This window comes from Pseudonocardia halophobica, assembly GCF_027922425.1.
Lineage (GTDB): Bacteria > Actinomycetota > Actinomycetes > Mycobacteriales > Pseudonocardiaceae > Pseudonocardia > Pseudonocardia halophobica.
Map to the genome: position 1 here is coordinate 149,097 of NZ_BSFQ01000008.1, position 17,291 is coordinate 166,387.

Sequence of the window (17,291 nt, forward strand, 5' to 3'; positions counted from 1 at the left end):
CCGGAGCAGGCACCCGACCGCTCCGTGCCAGGGCGCGGGGAGCGGGCCGCGCGGATCGGCGCGGACGAGCACGGCACACCGGAGGGTCGAATGCGGGATACCCCGTCCGGGGTCGTCGACACCCCCCGGCTCACGGTGGCGGCCGTCGCCCGGCGGCTCGGCGTCGCACCGGCGACCCTGCGGACCTGGGACCGGCGCTACGGCCTCGGTCCCTCGGCGCACACCCCGGGCGCGCACCGGCGCTACGGCGCCGCCGACATCGCCCGGCTCGAGCTGATGCAGCAGGCGCTGCTCCAGGGGGCCACGCCCGCCGAGGCCGCTCGGCACGCCCTCGCTGCGACGCCCCCGGACGCGGGGACCGGGCGGCCCGTCGGCGTGCCCGGCACGGGGACCGTGGAGCCCGGGGCGGGAGACGGCGGCCCGCTGCTCCTCGCCGGCCACCCCACGGACGACGAGCTCGACCTCGGCGCGCGCGTGCGCGTCGGCGGGCGCGTGCTCCGACTGCCCGGTGCGAGCCGGCGGGCCCGGGGCGTCGGGCGGGCGGCCCTGTCGATGGACGCGCCCGCGGTGCGCCGGCTGGTCGACGAGGGCATCGAGGCCGACGGGCTCACCCGGACCTGGAACGACGTCGTCCGGCCCGTGCTGTGCGCGGTCGCCGAGCGGTGGGAGTCGACCGGCGCCGGGGTGGAGATCGAGCATCTGGTCAGCGAGGCCGTGACCGCGGTGTACGGCGCCCGGTCGCTGGCCGCGGCCCGGCCCGCCCCGGAGGCCCGCCCGATCCTGCTGGCCGGCTCGCCCGGCGAGTGGCATCACCTGCCGCTCGCCGTGCTCGGAGCCGTCCTGGCCGAACGGCGCGTGGCGTACCGGCCGCTGGGGCCCAACCTGCCGCTCGACGCCCTGGTGGCCGCCGTGCGCCGGACCGCGCCGGCCGCGGTCGTGCTCTGGGCCCAGGGCCCGGCGACGGCCGACCCCGGTCTCTTCGCCGCGCTGCCCCGTACCCGCCCCCGGTTCCGCTCGTTTGCCGCAGGGCCAGGCTGGGCGGACGCCGCGCTCCCGGCCCGGATCGGCCGGCTCGGGTCGCTGACCTCGGCGGCCGACGAGCTGACGGACCTGGCGTCGATCACCCACAAGAACTAGTTCATGTGGGTGTACGAAACCTGATCTCTCCCTGAACGGACCCGCCCACTTGGACGACAGCCGCGTGAGTGAGGTGGCCGTCGTCGGCCCCCGCGGCGTGTCGGTCGGCCGGACCGGACGAACGGGGCCCGTCGTGCGCTGGACGGCCGCCGTGGCCCTCGGCGGGCAGGGCAGGTACGCCGCCGCGGCGGCCCTCCTGGAGGACCTCGTGCGTGATCCCCGGGTGCCCGTGGAGGTCCGCGCGCACGCCCTCGTCACCCGCGCCTCGCACCTCCGGCAGCGGGGTGGCCACGCCTTCGCCGAGCGGTTCGACGGGCAGGCGCTGGCCCTCGTCCTGCCGGTCCTTGACGGAGCGGCCGACCTCGGGGCCGCACCGGCTCGGGGACCGGCCGCGGAGGACCCGTCGGAGGCCCGCGGACCGAGGCCCGCCGCCTGCGAGACCGCGTCCCGCGGAGCCGCGGTGACGGGTGGGCCGGGACCTTCCGGCGGCGCCGATGCGGATCGCCGTGCCGACCCCGGCCAGGATCCGGTCGCGGGGGCCACGGGTCCCGCGAGCCCCTGCGCAGACCTGCTCTCGGCCCGGGTGGACGCGCTCACCGGACTCGCGGCCGACGCCCTCGGCCAGGGCCACCTCGACCGCTCCGTCCGCCTGCTGAGCAGGGCGGATGCGGTGCTCGCCGCGGGCGTGGCCCAGCTGTCGAGCGGCGCCGGGCCGTGGCGCCCGGCCGTCCGGGCGGACTGGGTGCGGGCGGAGCTCGCGCTCGCCCGCGGGGACCTCGACGGCGCCGCCACTGCGGCCGTCCGGGCCGTGCGCGGGGCCGCCGCGGCCGGCTCGCCGCGGCACCTGGTGAAGTCCCGGCTCCTGGCGGCCGTGGTCGCCGCCGTGCGGGCGGGCAGGGGACACGACGGTCTTGCGGAGTCCGGGGAGGGCGTCGTCGCGCCCACCCCGGAGGCGGCCCTCGCGGCCCTCGACGCGGTCGCGGAGGACGCGACCGCAGCGGGGTTGCTCCCGCTCGCCTGGGCGGCCCTCCTGGCCGCCGCGGACGCCGCCGCCACGGTCGCCCGGCACACCGCCGTGCCCCGGACGCCGTCCTCTCCGGACATCTGCTCCCACGCCTCCGGGAAGGGCCGCGGGGGCGGAACTCCGTCGGGTTCCCGGAAGCCCCCGGACGGGTTCGTGGAGGGCCCCCCGCGGCCGTCCCGGGTGGGCGATCCGCCCGGCGCCACGGTGCGACCGCCGGACCCGTCTTCCGAGCGTCCGGAACGACACGATCGGCGGCCCGATCGGTTGCTCCGATCGACGATCGGTGCGCCGAACGGTTCGGCTCGCCGACGACACGCCGCGGCGGCCACGCTGAGCGTCATCCGTGCCCGGTCCGAGGGGGCGGGGCGGCGCCTGATGGGGGGAGGCGCCTCCGGGTGAGATGAGGCTCGCGGTAGTGTAATTACTCCATTCGGTCCTCAGTCACCCACATGACGAGTGCCGTTCGGCGCAGAGGTCCCGAATGGAGGGCACAAAGTCGCCCTGATCGTGTCAAGGTGATCCGGTCACTCGCCGATGCGGAGGGTGACACATCACCCGGCTGCAGGAAGCTGCAGGAAGGAATCGTCGTGACGACGGTACTCATCTGCGACGATCGTCGCAGCGTCCGCGAAGGTCTCACCCGCGTGATGTCCGCGGTGCCGGGGGTGCACCGGATCGATTGCGTCGCCCATGGGGACGAGTTGCTGGCCCGGTTCTCCCGGCAGCCGGTCGACGTCGTCCTGGTCGGCACCCAGCGCGCGGTGCCCACCGGGGTGGAGGCCACCAGACGTCTGGTGGCGGCCCACCCGCAGGCGAACGTCATCGTCTTCGGCGCCCCCGACGACGCGGGCAGCATCGCCGCCGCCATCGCCGGCGGTGCGCGGGGCTACCTCCGCTGGGACGCCTCCCGGCCCGAGCTGGTGGCCGCCCTCGCCCACACCCTCGCCTCCACCGCGGTCCCCACGCCGCGGGCGCCCGCCGACCCGGGCGTGCAGCTCACCGAGCGCGAGCTGCAGGTGCTGCGCGGGATGAGCCAGGGCAAGAGCAACGGGCAGATCGGGCGCGAGCTCTACCTGTCCGAGGACACCGTGAAGACCCACGCCCGCCGGCTGTTCCGCAAGCTCGGCGTCCGGGACCGCGCCCAGGCCGTCGCGCACGGCTTCCGTCGCGGCCTCGTGTCCTGACGCGGACGCTGCGCCGTCGGACCCGCCCGGGTCCGGAGCACCACTGAACCACCGCACCAGCACCCGGACCGGGGGTCCGGGTGGGAGTGAACGGGCGGACGACGCGGCCGAGGCCGTGGCTGTCGCAGCGCAGCCACGCACCGGCCGGGTCCGTCCCGCCACGCGCTCCGCACCGCACGACCGCCCGTGCCGCGCCCGTCCGTGGCGCCGTCGGCCGTCGTGCGCCCGCCGCGCGGCCCGCCCCCGCCGCGCGGCCGACCGTCTCCCGGCGCCGCCGTCGCGCGCCGGCAGGGGCGGCGCCCTCGGGCGTCCACCGTGTCCCCGACGTCCGTCCGTCGCCTTCGGACCCGCTCCCACCGCCCGGCCGGTCGCCGCGCGTGACCGACTCGACAGGGTTCCCGTCGGTCACGCCCCGCGTCCGCGTCACGCCCCGGGATGACCGCTCGCCGACGACGTCCGACACGTCGGCGTCGGCGCCGGTACGGACCGCAACCAGCGCGCCTCTCATCCGTCCTCACTCGTGAGAGCGGTTCCCGGACGCTCCGGGGGCTTCGCTACGGTGGTCGGCACTGAGATCCCGATTCGGCACTCTCCGTAGTCGGGCTCACCGAACGGATGATGACGAACATGCTGCGTAACGCCTGGACGACTCTGCGCGATGAGTGAACCGACAGACGTTCTCGACGAGCTGGTGGCATCTGCTATGGCAGGTGACCGCGGAGCGGTCGAACGTGTACTGGCCACCATCCGGCCGTTGGTCGTGCGGTACTGCCGCGCGCGCCTCGGCGGATCGGACCGGTCGTCCGTCTCGGCGGACGACGTCGCGCAGGAGGTGTGTCTGGCCGTGCTGACGGCCTTACCCGGCTACCGCGTCCAGGGACGCCCGTTCCTGGCCTTCGTCTACGGGATCGCGTCGCACAAGGTGATCGACGCGCACCGTGCGGCGGGCCGCAACCGGTCGGAACCGGTGGCGGACGTGCCGGACTCCGTCGAGTCCGGGGACGGCCCCGAGCAGCGCGCGCTGCGCGTCGAGCTGTCCGAACAGATGTCGCGCCTGCTCGACCAGCTCCCCGAGAAGCAACGCGAGATCATCGTCCTACGAGTGGTCGTGGGACTCAGTGCGGAAGAGACTGCGGACGCGGTCGGGTCGACACCCGGTGCGGTCCGCGTGGCCCAGCACCGGGCCCTGGCCCGGTTGCGGAAGAACATGCCCGAGGAGGAGGTGGTCTGAATGTCCGACCGTGACAACCAGGGCGGCCACCCCTTCGGCCGCCCCCGCAACGGGGCGAACGGCAACGGTGCCAACGGCCACCGCGCGGGCGGTCCGTACGGCGTGCCGAACCGGCCCATCCCGTTCCCGGCCGGCCGCGGCGGCTCCCACGCCGAGGAGGCCGAGTTCGCCGACGAGCCGTTGGACCTGGTCGCCGTCCAGGCGGACGACGAGCTGATCAACGCCCTCGCCGCCGGGATGACCGTCTCGGCGCCCGGGTACGGCGGGTACGACGCGGACGACAAGGTCGTCGCGATGCTCGCCGCGTGGAAGGCCGAGGTCGACGCCGACCCGATCCCCGAGCTGGTCGACCTCGACACCGCGGTGGCGGCCGTCGAGTCCGGCTCGGTGAAGCGGCCCTCGTCGCGGCGCCGGCACCTGATCCCGCTCGCCGGCGCGGCCGCGCTGCTGGTCTTCAGCATCGCGGGCGTGTCGATCGGCGCGCAGGACGCGGACCCGGGCAGCCCGCTGTTCGGCGTCACGCAGGTCCTCTACAAGGACGCGGCGAACTCCAAGCTCGCGGCCGTCGAGGTCAAGCAGCGCATCGAGCAGGTCAACGCCAAGCTCGAGCGCGGCGACACCGCGGGCGCGCAGCAGGACCTCCAGGCGCTCGCGCCGCTGCTGGAGCAGGTCCGCCCGGAGGAGGGGAAGACCTACCTCGCCGCCGAGCAGACCTTCCTGGCGCAGAAGGTGCAGGAGACGCCGTCCGGTCAGCCGACCGACCCGCGCGCCCCGCTGCGCAACGGCACCCCGCGGCCGCAGGCCCCGGCGACCGAGGGCACCCAGGACCAGCAGCAGCCGGTCGTGCCGCCCTCGGACTCGACGAGCACCACCCCGTCGAGCTCGAACGCTCCGACGTCGCCGGACACCAGCACCGGGGACCCGCGGGACGACCCCCGCACGCAGGACCCGCGGATCGCCGGTGTCCCGGAGTCGCCGAGCAACTCGACCGCGCCGAGCTCGTCGACCGCGCCGCCGCCCCCGAAGACCGAGGGTGGGCAGGACCCGACGACCTCGACGTCGACCACGCCGCCGGCGGGCACGACGACCACGTCGATGGGCACGACCACCACGGCCGAGCCCACCACGGAACCGACGACCACCACCAGCTGAGGCCGTATGCACGGAGGCCCCCGACCGATCCGGTCGGGGGCCTTCGCGCGTGTCGGGGAGGAGTCAGTCCTCGTTGAGCGCGGCGTCCGCGTAGCCGCGGCAGTACTCCCAGGTGACGTAGTGCGCCGGGTCCGGGTCGAAGGCCGGCTCGTGCGGGCGCATCTGCCCCTCGTCGAGCAGCTGCTGCAGGCTGGACCGGAGCAGGTTCCACTCGTGGAAGTGCTGCTCGCCGCAGTCCGCGCAGTCGACGAGGATCCCGCGGATGCCGCGGTGCTCGAGCAGCGCCTGGTAGACGGCGAGGTCCGCGAGGTCGGCCACGACCTCCTCGCGCTCCTCCTCGGTCAGCTCCTCGTGCTCCTCGGCGCCGCCCTCGTCGAGCGAGAGGGCAGGGTCGTAGGGATCGCCCGCGAAGGGGTCGGGGGGCAGGCCGTCGAACGCCACGTCCACACGGTACCGCGTCCCGCCGGGCGGGCGGGACGCTGTCCACCGGTCCACCCACAGGCCTGTGGACAACTCACCCGGCCTGGGGACGGACGGTCGACGGGCCCGTCGATCCGGGTGTGTCGGGCGACTCCCCACGGCGGACCGGGGGCGCTCGGCGGCCCGGATACGATGGTGTCCTGCGACGGTGGTCCACCCGAGCCGCGAGCGGGCCGCCTGGACGTCCGGTGAAGGGTGCACGACCAGCCATGACGAGCGAGATCAACGGACTGCCGCCGAAGTTCGCGATGCTCGGCCTCACCTTCGACGACGTGCTGCTCCTCCCCGCGGAGTCCGACGTCGTGCCGAGTGCGGTCGACACGAGCACGCAGCTCTCCCGCCGCGTGCGGATCCGGGTTCCCCTGGTGTCGTCCCCGATGGACACCGTGACCGAGGCGCGGATGGCGATCGCCATGGCCCGCGCCGGCGGCCTCGGGGTGCTGCACCGCAACCTCTCGGCCGAGGAGCAGGCCTCCCAGGTCGAGGTCGTCAAGCGGTCCGAGGCCGGCATGGTGACCGACCCGGTGACCTGCTCGCCCGACGCGACCCTCGCCGAGGTCGACGCGCTGTGCGGCAAGTACCGCATCTCGGGCCTGCCGGTCACCGACTCCGAGGGCAAGCTCGTCGGGATCATCACGAACCGGGACATGCGCTTCGAGGTCGACTTCCAGCGCCCGGTCCACGAGGTGATGACGAAGGCCCCGCTGATCACCGCGCGGGTCGGCGTCACCGCGGAGGCCGCGCTGGGCCTGCTGCGCCGGCACAAGCTCGAGAAGCTCCCGATCATCGACGGCGACGGCGTGCTCCGCGGCTTGATCACGATCAAGGACTTCAACAAGACCGAGAAGTACCCCCTCGCGACCAAGGACCCGGACGGGCGGCTGGTCGTCGGTGCCGCGGTGGGCGTCGGCGAGGACGCGTACGCCCGGGCCATGGGCCTGGTCGACGCCGGGGTGGACGTGCTGATGGTCGACACCGCGCACGGGCACTCCCGGCGCGTCCTGGAGACCGTCGCGAAGCTGCGGGCCGAGGTCGGCGAGTCGGTCGACGTCGTCGGCGGCAACGTGGCCACCTACGCCGGGGCCCAGGCGCTGGTCGAGGCCGGGGCGGACGCGGTGAAGGTCGGCGTGGGGCCGGGCTCCATCTGCACCACCCGCGTGGTCGCCGGCGTCGGCGCCCCGCAGATCACCGCGGTGTACGAGGCCTCGCGCGCCTGCGCGCCCGCCGGTGTCCCGGTGATCGCCGACGGCGGCATCCAGTACTCCGGCGACATCTCCAAGGCCATCGCGGCCGGCGCGTCGACCGTGATGCTGGGCAGCCTGCTGGCCGGTACCGGGGAGTCCCCGGGCGAGCTGATCTTCGTCGGCGGCAAGCAGTTCAAGACCTACCGCGGCATGGGCTCGCTCGGCGCCATGCAGTCGCGCGGCACCGCCAAGTCCTACTCCAAGGACCGCTACGCGCAGGACGACGTCCTCAGCGAGGACAAGCTGGTCCCCGAGGGCATCGAGGGGCGGATCCCGTTCCGCGGCCCGCTGCAGTCCGTGGTGCACCAGCTCGTCGGCGGCCTGCGGTCCGGGATGGGCTACGCCGGCGCGCAGACGATCCCCGAGCTCCAGCAGGCCCAGCTCGTCCGGATCACGGCGGCCGGGCTCAAGGAGAGCCACCCGCACGACGTCACCATGACGGTGGAGGCACCGAACTACGCCGCCCGCTGACGCCGCGGCCCGCTCGTCTACGCTGGTCACCCGTGCGTGACCTCGTGGAGATCGGGATGGGCCGGGAGGCCCGTCGTGCCTACGACCTGAACCAGGTCGAGATCGTTCCGTCGCGGCGGACGCGGAGCTCGCAGGAGGTCTCGACCGCCTGGCAGCTCGACGCCTACCGGTTCGAGATCCCGCTCGTCACGCACCCGACGGACGCGGTGGTCTCGCCGGCCACCGCGGTCGCGATCGGCAAGCTCGGCGGCCTGTCGGTGCTCAACGCCGAGGGCCTGTGGTCCCGGCACGCCGATGCGCAGGGCGCCATCGCCCGCGTGGTCGAGGCCGCCGACTCGGACGACCCGAGCGCCGCGGTCCGGGCGCTGCAGGAGCTGCACGCGGCCCCGATCCAGGAGGACCTGCTCGCCGAGGCGCTGCGGACCGTCCGGGACGCGGGCGTCACGGTCGCCGCCCGGGTCAGCCCGCAGCGGGCCCGCGAGCTCACCCCGGCCCTGCTCGCCGGCGGCGTCGAGATCCTGGTCGTTCAGGGCACGATCATCTCCGCCGAGCACGTGAGCAAGGGCGAGCCGCTCAACCTCAAGGACTTCATCAACTCGCTCGACGTGCCGGTGGTCGCCGGCGGCGTGGGCGACTACCGCACCGCGATGCACCTGATGCGCACCGGCGCGGCCGGCGTGATCGTCGGCTACGGCGAGTCCTCGGCCACCACCACGGACGAGGTGCTGGGCATCGGCGTCCCGATGGCGACGGCACTGGTCGACGCGGCCGCGGCTCGCCGGGACTACCTCGACGAGACCGGCGGCCGGTACGTCCACGTGATCGCCGACGGCGGCATCAACGGCTCGGGCGACGTCGCCAAGGCCATCGCCTGCGGGGCGGACGCCGTGATGCTCGGCGAGCAGCTCGCCGACTCGGCCGACGCCCCCGCCGACGGTCTCTACTGGACCTCGGCCGCCGCGCACCCGTCGCTGCCGCGCTCGGACGTCACGGGGTTCGCCCCGTCCGACCGCACGCTGGAGCAGGTCCTCTTCGGCCCGTCGTCCACGCCGTACGGCACCGTGGACATCTTCGGCGCGCTGCGCCGGGCCATGGCGAAGACGGGCTACTCGGACCTCAAGGAGTTCCAGCGGGTGGGGCTGACCGTCCGGGCCTGAGCCGGCAGGTCAGTCCTCGGCCAGCCGCGCGGCGAGGTAGTCGCGCAACGCCACGGCGTTGTTGTGGTCCCGGTCCCGGGCGCCGTAGAGCAGGGTCAGGGTGCCGGACCGCGCGGCGTCGAGCAGGGGCCGCCAGGCCTGCGGCCGGGCGTCGAGCTCGGCGAAGTAGCGGCGGCGGAACTCCTCCCAGCGCTCCGGGTCGTGGCCGAACCACCTCCTGAGCTCGGGGCTGGGGGCGACGTCCTTCGCCCACTCGTCCAGGCCGAGGTCGTCGCGGCGGACCCCGCGCGGCCACACCCGGTCGACCAGGACGGACCGGCCCGGATGCGGCTCGTGGTCGTACACCCGGGAGACACGGATGGTGCTCCCGGTCACGAGGCGAGGCCCGCCTCGAGGGCCACCCGGGTCGCCTCGGCCCGGTTCCGCACGCCCAGCTTCGTGTAGATGTTGCTGACGTGCCGGTTGGCCGTGCGCTCGCTGATGAACAGCGCGCGGGCGAGCTCCATGTTGGTCATCCCCTCGGCGAGGAGGGAGAGGACCTCCTGCTCGCGTGGGGTGAGCTCGAGGACGGCGGGCCGCAGGGCCTCGGGCGCACCGGGCCGCTGCTCGTCGAGGACGTGCCGGGCGATCCAGCCGTCGAGGCCGGCGGCGCCGAAGTCCAGCACGGCGAGGCGATGCGGGAGCCCGCCCATCGTCAGCGCGCCGGCGGGGACGAAGCCCATGGTGCGCAGCAGCGGTGCGGCCGCCTCCCACTCGTGGACGGCGGTGTAGACGCGCCGCAGGGTGGCCCGGTGCTCGAGGTACGTGCGCTTGAGGTCGACGACGAGCGTGGCCACCTCCGGGGAGGAGAGCTCGCCGCGCCGGTGCCCCAGCATCGACCGGACCAGCAGCGACCGGCTGCCCGACGGCGGGGGGTGCCTGCGGAGGTGGTCGGTCGTCGCGGCGAGGACCGGGTCGACCCGCAGCGCCGGCTCCGCGATCTCGTCGTGCAGCGCGACGGTGCTGAACGCGGTGACGCCCGCGGGCCCGCGGGCGACGTGGAAGTCCTGGGGCCGCTCCCGCCACCAGGTCTCGATCAGCGCCGCGCCGCCGGCGCCGGTGAACCGGCCCGCGATGTCCAGGACCGCCGCGCGGTCCTCGGGCCACGCCCGCTCCGCCGGGTGCTGCAGGCCGCCGGGCGGCGCGTAGGCGTTGCGGATCACCGGGTTCCGGACCAGGTGCATCAGGTCCGCGGTGACGTCCCAGTCCGCACCCCGCGGGTCGGCGGCCGGGCCGTCGACGATCGCGTGGGCGGCGCGGGTCCGCAGGGCGCGGACGCGGTCGGGGTCCCGGCGTTCCAGCGCGTCGAGCGCCACGGCCCGGGCGACGCCGGAGAGCTCCAGGCCCGAGCCGGAGACCTGCGTCAGGGGGAGCCTCCGCAGCACCGACCAGGCCAGGTCGGCGTCGTGCTCGGGGAGCACCGAGCGCAGCAGCGGCAGGGTCACGCGGCGCAGCACGGTCGCCGCCTCGACCACCTCCAGCTCGGCCGGGTCGAGGTCGTCGAGCAGGACCTCGACGAGCTCCTCGGCCACCTCGCCGGGGGTGCCGGCCGAGGGCGGCACGCCGCCGGACCGTTGCAGCGCCTCGGTCGCGATGGAGGCGGCCAGCGGGTGCCCGTGGGCCAGCGCGCCCACCCAGGCGCGCTGCCCGTCCGCGAGACCGCGCCGGCACAGCAGCGCGTCGAGGTCCTCGGGCCGCAGCGGGCCGACCGCCAGTTCGGCGACGAGCGGGCGCCAGCCCGGGGAGGTCCGCCAGGCCAGGTTGGGTGCGCGGCGGCCCACCAGCAGCGTGGTCACGTGCGCGGGTAAGGCCGCGACCAGCTCCGCGCGCAGCCAGCCGTCGAGCAGGTTCCAGCGCTCGTAGGAGTCGACCACCAGCACCTCGGTGCCGGCCGCGACCATCGCGCGGGACACCTCCACCGGGTCGCGGACCGGCCGCCCGAGCACCCGGCCCAGCTCCGCCAGTGCCCCGCGCGGGGTCGGCTCCACGGCCCGCCCCTGCAGCTCCGCCCAGGGCCGCCCGAGCCGGGTCAGGGTGCCCCGGACCAGCGCGGTCTTCCCGATGCCGCCGGGGCCGTGCACGAAACCGACCGCCGGACCCGCGGGATCGAGCCAGGACGCCAGGACCCGCTGCTCCTCCGCCCGGCCGACGAGCTCGGCGGCGCGGGACGCCGCGAGACGGTCCGCGACCAGCGGAGGAGCCTCGTCACCCGGCACGCCCGGGAGCGTAGGACCGGCCGCGTCGGTGCGAACGGGTCGAACGGACCGGGTTCAGCGCGCGACCGCCACCAGGTCGGGCGCGGTGACGGCCGTCGGCGCGGCCAGGACGTCGAACTCCCGGACGGTGATCCCGGTCAGGGCCGGGCTGTCCGTCATCGCCCGGAAGGTGTCGGTGTCCCGGGAGCGGTCGGCGGCCGCGCGGTCGGTGAAGAGGTAGACGCCGCCGTACGTGCCGCGGTCGGCGTCGGCGAGCCACCACTTCCCGAGCAGTCCGGGCCAGTCGGCGAAGGCGGGCGCGACGGCCTCCGCGTGCGCGGCGTAGGCCTCCTCGGGGACGGTGATGCCGAAGGTGACGAGTCGGACGTACACGGGAACCTCCTCGGTCGGGGTCCTGCTGACCGGGCCGACGCTAGGAGCGCGCCGGCCGCGTCCACATCGGGGGAACGCTCCATCCGGGATGGAGCGGCACATGGAGCGTTCGCCCGAGGTGGACACCCCCGACGCGTTCCTAGCGTTCCGGGCCATGACGACGATGCTCGAGCGCACGGCGCTCACCGACGACCTGCTCACGGACTTCCGGGACCGTGCCGCGCGGCACGACACCACCGGCACCTACGCGACGGACGACCTCGCCGCCCTGCGTGCCGCCGGATGGCTCCGCGCCGCCCTGCCCGCCGACCGCGGCGGCTTCGGCCTGGACCTGGAGGCGCTCGCCGCCGAGCAGCGCCGGATGGCGCGCTTCTCCCCGGCCACGGCCCTCTCCACCTGCATGCACCACTACTGGGTGGGCACCGCGGCCGACCTCGCGGCCCGCGGGGTCGACGTCGCCGAGCCCGTCCTGACCTGGGCCGCGGCCGGCGAGGTGCTGGCGTCCGGGCACGCGGAGGCGGGCAACGACGTGCCGGTCGCCCTCTCCACGACCCGGGCCACGCGGGTCCCGGGCGGCTGGCGGCTCGACGGCCGCAAGATGTTCGGCTCGCTCGGCGAGCACTGGGACCGGCTCGGCCTGCACGCGATGGACGCCTCCGACCCGTCCGCACCGGTCGTCGTGCACGGGTTCGTGCGGCGCGACGCCGCCGGCCTGCGGACCGTCCGCAACTGGGACGCCCAGGGCATGCGGGCCACGGAGAGCCACGACACCGTGCTCGACGGCGTGTACCTCGCCGACGCCGAGGTCCTGCGCGTCGTGCCGGCCGGCCTGTCGGACGACCCGGTCGTCGGCACGATGCAGGTGTGGGCGCTGACCCTGATCGCGAATGTGTACGTCGGCATCGCCGAGCGCGCCCTCGAGCTGGCCGTCGCCCACGTCCGGAGCCGCACCTCGATCGCGCTGCCCCGCGGCACGTTCGCCCACCATCCGCTGGTGCAGCAGCAGGTCGCGGCGATGCACCTGGAGTTGTCGGCGGCGCGCGCCCAGCTCGACGCCCTCGCCCGGGACTGGGTCACCGGGGTGGACCACGGGCCGCTGTGGGGCGTGCAGGTGCTGAGTGCGAAGTGGCGGGCGGCGCACGCGGCGATGCGCGTGGTCGACACCGCGTGCGAGGCCGTCGGCGGGGCGTCCTACCGGGTGGGCAGCGAGCTGGAGCGGCTCTCCCGCGACGTCCGGGCCGCCCGCTTCCACCCCGGCACGGACGCCTTCACCCACGAGATGGTCGGCAAGGCCCTGCTCGGGGTCGATCCCGCCGGCCCGCGCTGGTGAACCGGACAGGACCCGACGGACCTCTCGGATGAGCCGAAGGGGACAGGAGGCCCCATCGGGCCACTTGGGTGAGCCGAACCGGACAGGACCTGTCAGGGATCGGTCGTACGGTCCCGGCATGACCACCTCCTGGCAGGAGTTCGAGAAGGTCGCGCCGCGGATCGCCGAGATCTTCCGCCGGCGGCACGCCGCGACCGGCAACCTGTGCTTCCTGGGGACGCTGCGGCCGGACGGCTACCCGCGCATCTGCCCGATGGAGCCGCGGTTCTTCGAGGACCGGCTCTGGATCAGCGGGATGCCGGACACCGCGAAGTTCCGCGACCTCGACCGGGACCCGCGCTTCACGCTGCACACCGCGACCGTCGACACCCACGTGTCCGACGGCGACGCGAAGGTCTGGGGCACGGTCGAGAACGTGCAGGACCCGGACCTGCACGCCCGCTTCGCCGACGACCTGTTCGCGCAGACCGGCTTCGACCTGCGCGGCCGGACCTTCGACCGCTTCCTCGGCGCCCGGCTCGTCGGGGCGTCGGCGGTCGAGGTGGGCGGCGGGCACCTCGACATCACGATGTGGCGGGAGGGCGGCGTCGAGACCGTGGTCCGGAAGCACTGACTGCCGCTCCGGCCGACTCCCGGCGAAGCCCGTGCAGTCAGATGGTCGCCCTGCGGATGGCGCGGATCCCGACTCCCAGCCCCACGACCGCGGTGAGGATGGCGGCGACGAAGCCCCAGAGCACCGTCGTGTCGGCGATGCCGCCCGCGAAGAGGACCCGCTCCGCGTCGACGACGTAGGTGAGCGGGTTGAACTTCGACACCACCTGCATCCAGCCCGGTCCGGTCTCGAGCGGCAGCATCATCCCGGACAGGATGAGCAGCGGGAACAGCAGCGACTGCTGCACCGCCCAGAAGATCCACTCCGTCTTGCGGGCGGCGATCGCCAGCGCATACGACAGTGCCCCGATCCCCACGCCGAACACGCCGAGCAGGACCAGACCCACCACCACGTGCAGCGGGTACAGCACGAAGCCGAACGGGATCGCCACGAGCGTGATCACCGCGGCCTGCACCACCAGCGGGGTGAGCTCCTTGAGCGCGCGCCCGATCATCAGCGAGGAGCGGGACAGCGGCGTGGCGAGGATCCGCTCGAACGCCCCGGTCATGATCTCGAACTGCAGGTTGGCGCCGGTCATCGACGTGCCGAACATCGTGATCATCACGACGACGCCGGGCAGGAACCACTGCAGCGAGGAGCCGCCGAACGCCGCGGTCCCGCCCGCCACCCCGGCGAGCAGTGGGCCGAACAGGCCGAGGAACACCAGCGGCTGCAGCAGGGAGAAGATCAGCGAGAACGGGTCCCGCACGATCGTGAGGGTCTCCCGCCACCACACGTGCCCGACGTCGGCCAGCAGGCCGGTGCGCGGGGGAGCAGGCAGGGAGATCGCGACCATCAGGACTCTCCTTCGCGCAGGCTGCGGCCGGTCAGGTTGAGGAAGACGTCGTCGAGCGTCGGCTGGCGGGCGGACGCGGCGATCACGTCCACCCCGGCCGCCCGCAGCCGTTCGAGCACCCCGGGCATGGCGTGCGACGCGGCCTCGACCCGGACGGAGAGGGCGAGGCCGTCGGCGTCGGGCTTCTCGGCCGGCTCGCTGCCCTCGGTGGCGAGCAGGGCCCGTGCGCCGGCGGCCTGCTCGGGCCGGATTACGACGGTCAGCCGGTCGCCCGCCTGCTTGCGCTTGAGTGCCTCGGCGGTGTCGTCGGCGATGATCCGCCCGTGGTCGATGATCACGACCCGCTCGGCCAACGCGTCGGCCTCGTCGAGGTAGTGGGTGGTCAGCACGATCGTGGACCCGCGCTCCTCGCGGATCCGCAGGATGTGCTCCCACAGGTTCGCCCGGTTCTGCGGGTCCATCCCGGTGGACGGCTCGTCGAGGAACAGCAGCCGCGGGCCGTGGATCAGCCCGAGCGCGATGTCGAGCCGCCGCTTCTGCCCGCCCGAGAGCGAGCTGACCTTGCGCATCCGCAGGCCCGTGAGGTCCAGCGTCGCGAGCAGGGACTCCGCGGCGGCCTTCGCCTCGGCCTTGCCCATCCCGTAGAACCGGCCCTGCATGAGGAGCTCGTCCCAGACCCGGTAGTTGTGCCCGGCGCCGTCCTTCTGGCCGATGTAGCCGATCCGGCGGCGGACCTCGGCGGGGTGTTCGGTGACGTCGACCCCCGCGACCCGGGCGGAGCCGGAGGTGGGCGGGAGCAGGCTGGTGAGCATCCGCAGGGTGGTCGACTTGCCGGCGCCGTTGGGGCCGAGGAACGCGACGAGCTCGCCCTCGGCCACGTCCAGGTCGATCCCGCGCACCGCCTCGACCGTCTCCCTGCCCACCCGGAAGGTGCGGGTGAGCGACTCGGTGTGGATCATCAGGTCCTCTCGTCCACGAATCTCCGTACGGCGTACTGCGTTCCAATCGGATACCATACACCGTACGGAGTGACGCTCGGAAGGGAATTTCGCGACGTGGACGAACCGGACACCGAGTACGGCACGCCGGAGGGGCGGGCCATGATCCGGTTGCTCTGGGATCCGCCCCCGCCGCCGACCCGCGGGCCGAAGCAGCGGCTCACGCTCGAGCAGGTCGTGGCCGGCGCGATGGAGGTCGCGGGGGTCCACGGCGTCGACGAGCTGTCCATGCGCAAGGTCGCCCAGCACCTCGGCGTCGGCGCGATGAGCCTCTACACCTACGTCCCGGGCAAGGACGAGCTGTTCGAGCTCATGATCGACCGCGCCTGGGCGGACCGCCGGCTCCCGGACCGCGCGCTGCCGTGGCGGGCGCAGGTGGAGTTCCACGCGCACGAGGCCTGGCGGATGTACCAGGAGCACCCGTGGCTGATCCGCTCCAACCTCTGGCGGATGCCGCTGGGCCCGCACGTGCTCGACGCGCAGGAGGACCTCTACCGGGCGGTCGCGCTGACCGGATTGCCGGAGGCCACGATCAGCCGGGTCGCGAACCTCGTCGAGTCCCACGTCTTCGGCGCGGCCCGCGCCGCCGTCACAGACACCAGCGTCTCCGCCCGCACCGGCGTGACCCAGGACGACTACTACGAGTCCCGGTCGGGCTTCTGGGGCACCTACTACACGCCCGAGCGCTTCCCGACCATGACCCGGATCTGGGAGAAGGGCGGGTTCGACGAGGAGTACTCCGACGACACCTGGGAGTTCGGCCTGGGCCTGCTGCTCGACGGCGTGGAGCGGCTGGCGGGTCAGGCCGGCACGTAGGCGGGCCGCGCGATGACGAGGTCGTGCACGAACCGCAGCTTGTCCAGCACGGTCCGGGCGAGCACGAAGGGGTAGAGGTCGGCGTGGCCCATCGAGCGGTTCACGGCGTTGAGCGCGTAGGTCAGCGGGAGCCAGGCGGCGACGATCGCGTCGAAGTCCTTCTCGGACTCGGCCGGCTCGGAGGTGAGGTCCTCACGGGCGTCGAGGGGTCCCTGCACGCTGATCCCGAAGGCCGCCGCGGTCTGCGACGTGTCGCGGATGTGCAGGTAGTGGGCGAAGGTCTCCGCCCAGTCCTCCCACGGGTGCGCCGTGGCGTAGGCGCTGACGTACCGGTCCTCCCACCCCTCGGGCGGCGCGGACGAGTAGTGCCGCTGGAGGGCGTCGGCGTAGGACTCGCGCTCGTCGCCGAACAGCGCGCGGAACTCCTCGTTCCGCCCGGGCCGGTCGACGAGCACCTCCCAGTACCAGTGCCCGGTCTCGTGCCGCAGGTGCCCGAGCAGGGTGCGGTAGGGCTCGGCGAGCTGCACGCGCATCCGCTCGCGGTACCCGGCGTCCCCCTCTGCCAGGTCGAGGGTGACGACGCCGCTCGCGTGCCCGGTCGTCACCGGCTCGTGCGCGCTGGAGAGCAGGTCGAAGGCCAGCCCGCCGCGTGGGTCCTCGGTCCTGCCGACGACGGGCAGCGCGAGGTCGTCGAGCTGGTAGAGCAGCCGCCGCTTGGCCTGCTCGGTGAGGGCGAAGGCGGCCAGGCCGTCGGTGTCGTCGTCGGCGGGGCGGGTGCGGGTGAGGGCGCAGCAGGCGCACAGTGCGCCGGGCGCGTCGGCGAACCAGTTGCAGGTCGCGGTCCGCCGGTTCGCGCACCGGTGCCGGCCGTCGGCGCGCACGATCGCCTGCTCCTCTCGGGAGAACCCGATCTCCGTGCCGCAGGTGAGGCAGCCGGAGTTCTCGAAGAACACCAGGGCGGAGCAGTGGGGGCAGGCGAAGGCGCGCACGGG

At 74.4% G+C, this 17,291-nt stretch carries 17 protein-coding genes; 10 read left to right on the top strand and 7 right to left on the bottom strand.

Translation table 11 applies throughout. The features are described 5' to 3' along the window. The first annotated feature begins 90 nt into the window (after nt 1-90). The 5 genes from PKE99_RS12565 (at nt 91) to PKE99_RS12585 (ending at nt 5,728) form a co-directional block, all read left to right on the top strand. Nucleotides 91-1,137 carry a MerR family transcriptional regulator gene (locus tag PKE99_RS12565; protein WP_037046599.1) on the top strand — a complete coding sequence of 349 codons (1,047 nt, stop codon included), beginning with the start codon at nt 91-93 and terminating at the stop codon, nt 1,135-1,137. Nucleotides 1,138-1,201: 64 nt separating this feature from the next. Further along, nucleotides 1,202-2,560, top strand: a complete 1,359-nt coding sequence (locus tag PKE99_RS12570) for a hypothetical protein (RefSeq protein ID WP_037046228.1) — start codon at nt 1,202-1,204, stop codon at nt 2,558-2,560. A gap of 188 nt (nt 2,561-2,748) precedes the next feature. Further along, nucleotides 2,749-3,345: a response regulator transcription factor gene (locus PKE99_RS12575; RefSeq protein ID WP_037046231.1), complete on the top strand. Its 597-nt coding sequence runs from the start codon at nt 2,749-2,751 to the stop codon at nt 3,343-3,345. A 658-nt stretch (nt 3,346-4,003) separates the two neighbouring features. Next, a complete protein-coding gene (locus PKE99_RS12580; RefSeq protein WP_037046233.1) occupies nt 4,004-4,576 on the top strand; it encodes a sigma-70 family RNA polymerase sigma factor in 573 nt (190 codons plus the stop codon). Next, the gene (locus PKE99_RS12585) at nt 4,577-5,728 is read left to right on the top strand and encodes an anti-sigma-D factor RsdA (RefSeq protein ID WP_051737496.1); all 1,152 of its coding nucleotides are present in this window, start codon (nt 4,577-4,579) and stop codon (nt 5,726-5,728) included. Nucleotides 5,729-5,791: 63 nt separating this feature from the next. Here the strand turns inward: PKE99_RS12585 and PKE99_RS12590 are convergent, their stop codons facing one another. Next, nucleotides 5,792-6,175 (bottom strand): DUF5319 family protein, encoded by a 384-nt coding sequence (locus PKE99_RS12590; RefSeq protein ID WP_037046236.1) that lies wholly within the window; start codon nt 6,173-6,175, stop codon nt 5,792-5,794. A gap of 242 nt (nt 6,176-6,417) precedes the next feature. Between PKE99_RS12590 and guaB the strand changes: the two genes are divergently transcribed. Together guaB and PKE99_RS12600 are read left to right on the top strand one after the other, a co-directional pair. Next, the gene (gene guaB, locus PKE99_RS12595) at nt 6,418-7,923 is read left to right on the top strand and encodes an IMP dehydrogenase (protein WP_037046239.1); all 1,506 of its coding nucleotides are present in this window, start codon (nt 6,418-6,420) and stop codon (nt 7,921-7,923) included. 32 nt (nt 7,924-7,955) lie between these two features. Continuing rightward, nucleotides 7,956-9,080, top strand: coding sequence for a GuaB3 family IMP dehydrogenase-related protein (locus PKE99_RS12600; protein ID WP_037046242.1), 1,125 nt, complete (start codon nt 7,956-7,958; stop codon nt 9,078-9,080). A gap of 9 nt (nt 9,081-9,089) precedes the next feature. Here the strand turns inward: PKE99_RS12600 and PKE99_RS12605 are convergent, their stop codons facing one another. From PKE99_RS12605 to PKE99_RS12615, 3 genes are read right to left on the bottom strand one after another with little or no spacing between them, the layout of a single operon-like run. Next, nucleotides 9,090-9,455 (bottom strand): DUF488 domain-containing protein, encoded by a 366-nt coding sequence (locus PKE99_RS12605; protein ID WP_037046245.1) that lies wholly within the window; start codon nt 9,453-9,455, stop codon nt 9,090-9,092. After that, nucleotides 9,452-11,335: a LuxR C-terminal-related transcriptional regulator gene (locus PKE99_RS12610; protein WP_037046258.1), complete on the bottom strand. Its 1,884-nt coding sequence runs from the start codon at nt 11,333-11,335 to the stop codon at nt 9,452-9,454. The genes PKE99_RS12605 and PKE99_RS12610 overlap by 4 nt, the downstream gene beginning before the upstream one ends. Nucleotides 11,336-11,389: 54 nt before the next feature. Beyond that, nucleotides 11,390-11,707, bottom strand: coding sequence for a YdhR family protein (locus PKE99_RS12615; protein ID WP_037046261.1), 318 nt, complete (start codon nt 11,705-11,707; stop codon nt 11,390-11,392). A gap of 100 nt (nt 11,708-11,807) precedes the next feature. On the opposite strand from PKE99_RS12615, the gene PKE99_RS12620 reads away from it, so the two are divergent. Together PKE99_RS12620 and PKE99_RS12625 are read left to right on the top strand one after the other, a co-directional pair. Next, nucleotides 11,808-13,037, top strand: coding sequence for an acyl-CoA dehydrogenase family protein (locus PKE99_RS12620; protein ID WP_197040652.1), 1,230 nt, complete (start codon nt 11,808-11,810; stop codon nt 13,035-13,037). Between the two features lie 118 nt (nt 13,038-13,155). Next, a complete protein-coding gene (locus PKE99_RS12625) occupies nt 13,156-13,650 on the top strand; it encodes a pyridoxamine 5'-phosphate oxidase family protein (protein WP_037046264.1) in 495 nt (164 codons plus the stop codon). A 37-nt stretch (nt 13,651-13,687) separates the two neighbouring features. On the opposite strand, the gene PKE99_RS12630 is transcribed toward PKE99_RS12625, so the two are convergent. Together PKE99_RS12630 and PKE99_RS12635 are read right to left on the bottom strand one after the other, a co-directional pair. Beyond that, nucleotides 13,688-14,485, bottom strand: coding sequence for an ABC transporter permease (locus PKE99_RS12630; RefSeq protein ID WP_037046266.1), 798 nt, complete (start codon nt 14,483-14,485; stop codon nt 13,688-13,690). Then, nucleotides 14,485-15,444, bottom strand: coding sequence for an ATP-binding cassette domain-containing protein (locus PKE99_RS12635; protein ID WP_037046269.1), 960 nt, complete (start codon nt 15,442-15,444; stop codon nt 14,485-14,487). The genes PKE99_RS12630 and PKE99_RS12635 overlap by 1 nt, the downstream gene beginning before the upstream one ends. Nucleotides 15,445-15,540: 96 nt before the next feature. Here PKE99_RS12635 and PKE99_RS12640 point away from each other — a divergent pair, with 96 nt between their 5' ends. Beyond that, nucleotides 15,541-16,299: a TetR/AcrR family transcriptional regulator gene (locus PKE99_RS12640; protein ID WP_037046272.1), complete on the top strand. Its 759-nt coding sequence runs from the start codon at nt 15,541-15,543 to the stop codon at nt 16,297-16,299. Here the strand turns inward: PKE99_RS12640 and PKE99_RS12645 are convergent. Next, nucleotides 16,284-17,288, bottom strand: a complete 1,005-nt coding sequence (locus tag PKE99_RS12645; RefSeq protein ID WP_037046274.1) for a zinc-binding metallopeptidase family protein — start codon at nt 17,286-17,288, stop codon at nt 16,284-16,286. The two genes, PKE99_RS12640 and PKE99_RS12645, sit on opposite strands and share 16 nt — an antisense overlap. Nucleotides 17,289-17,291 lie beyond the last annotated feature (3 nt).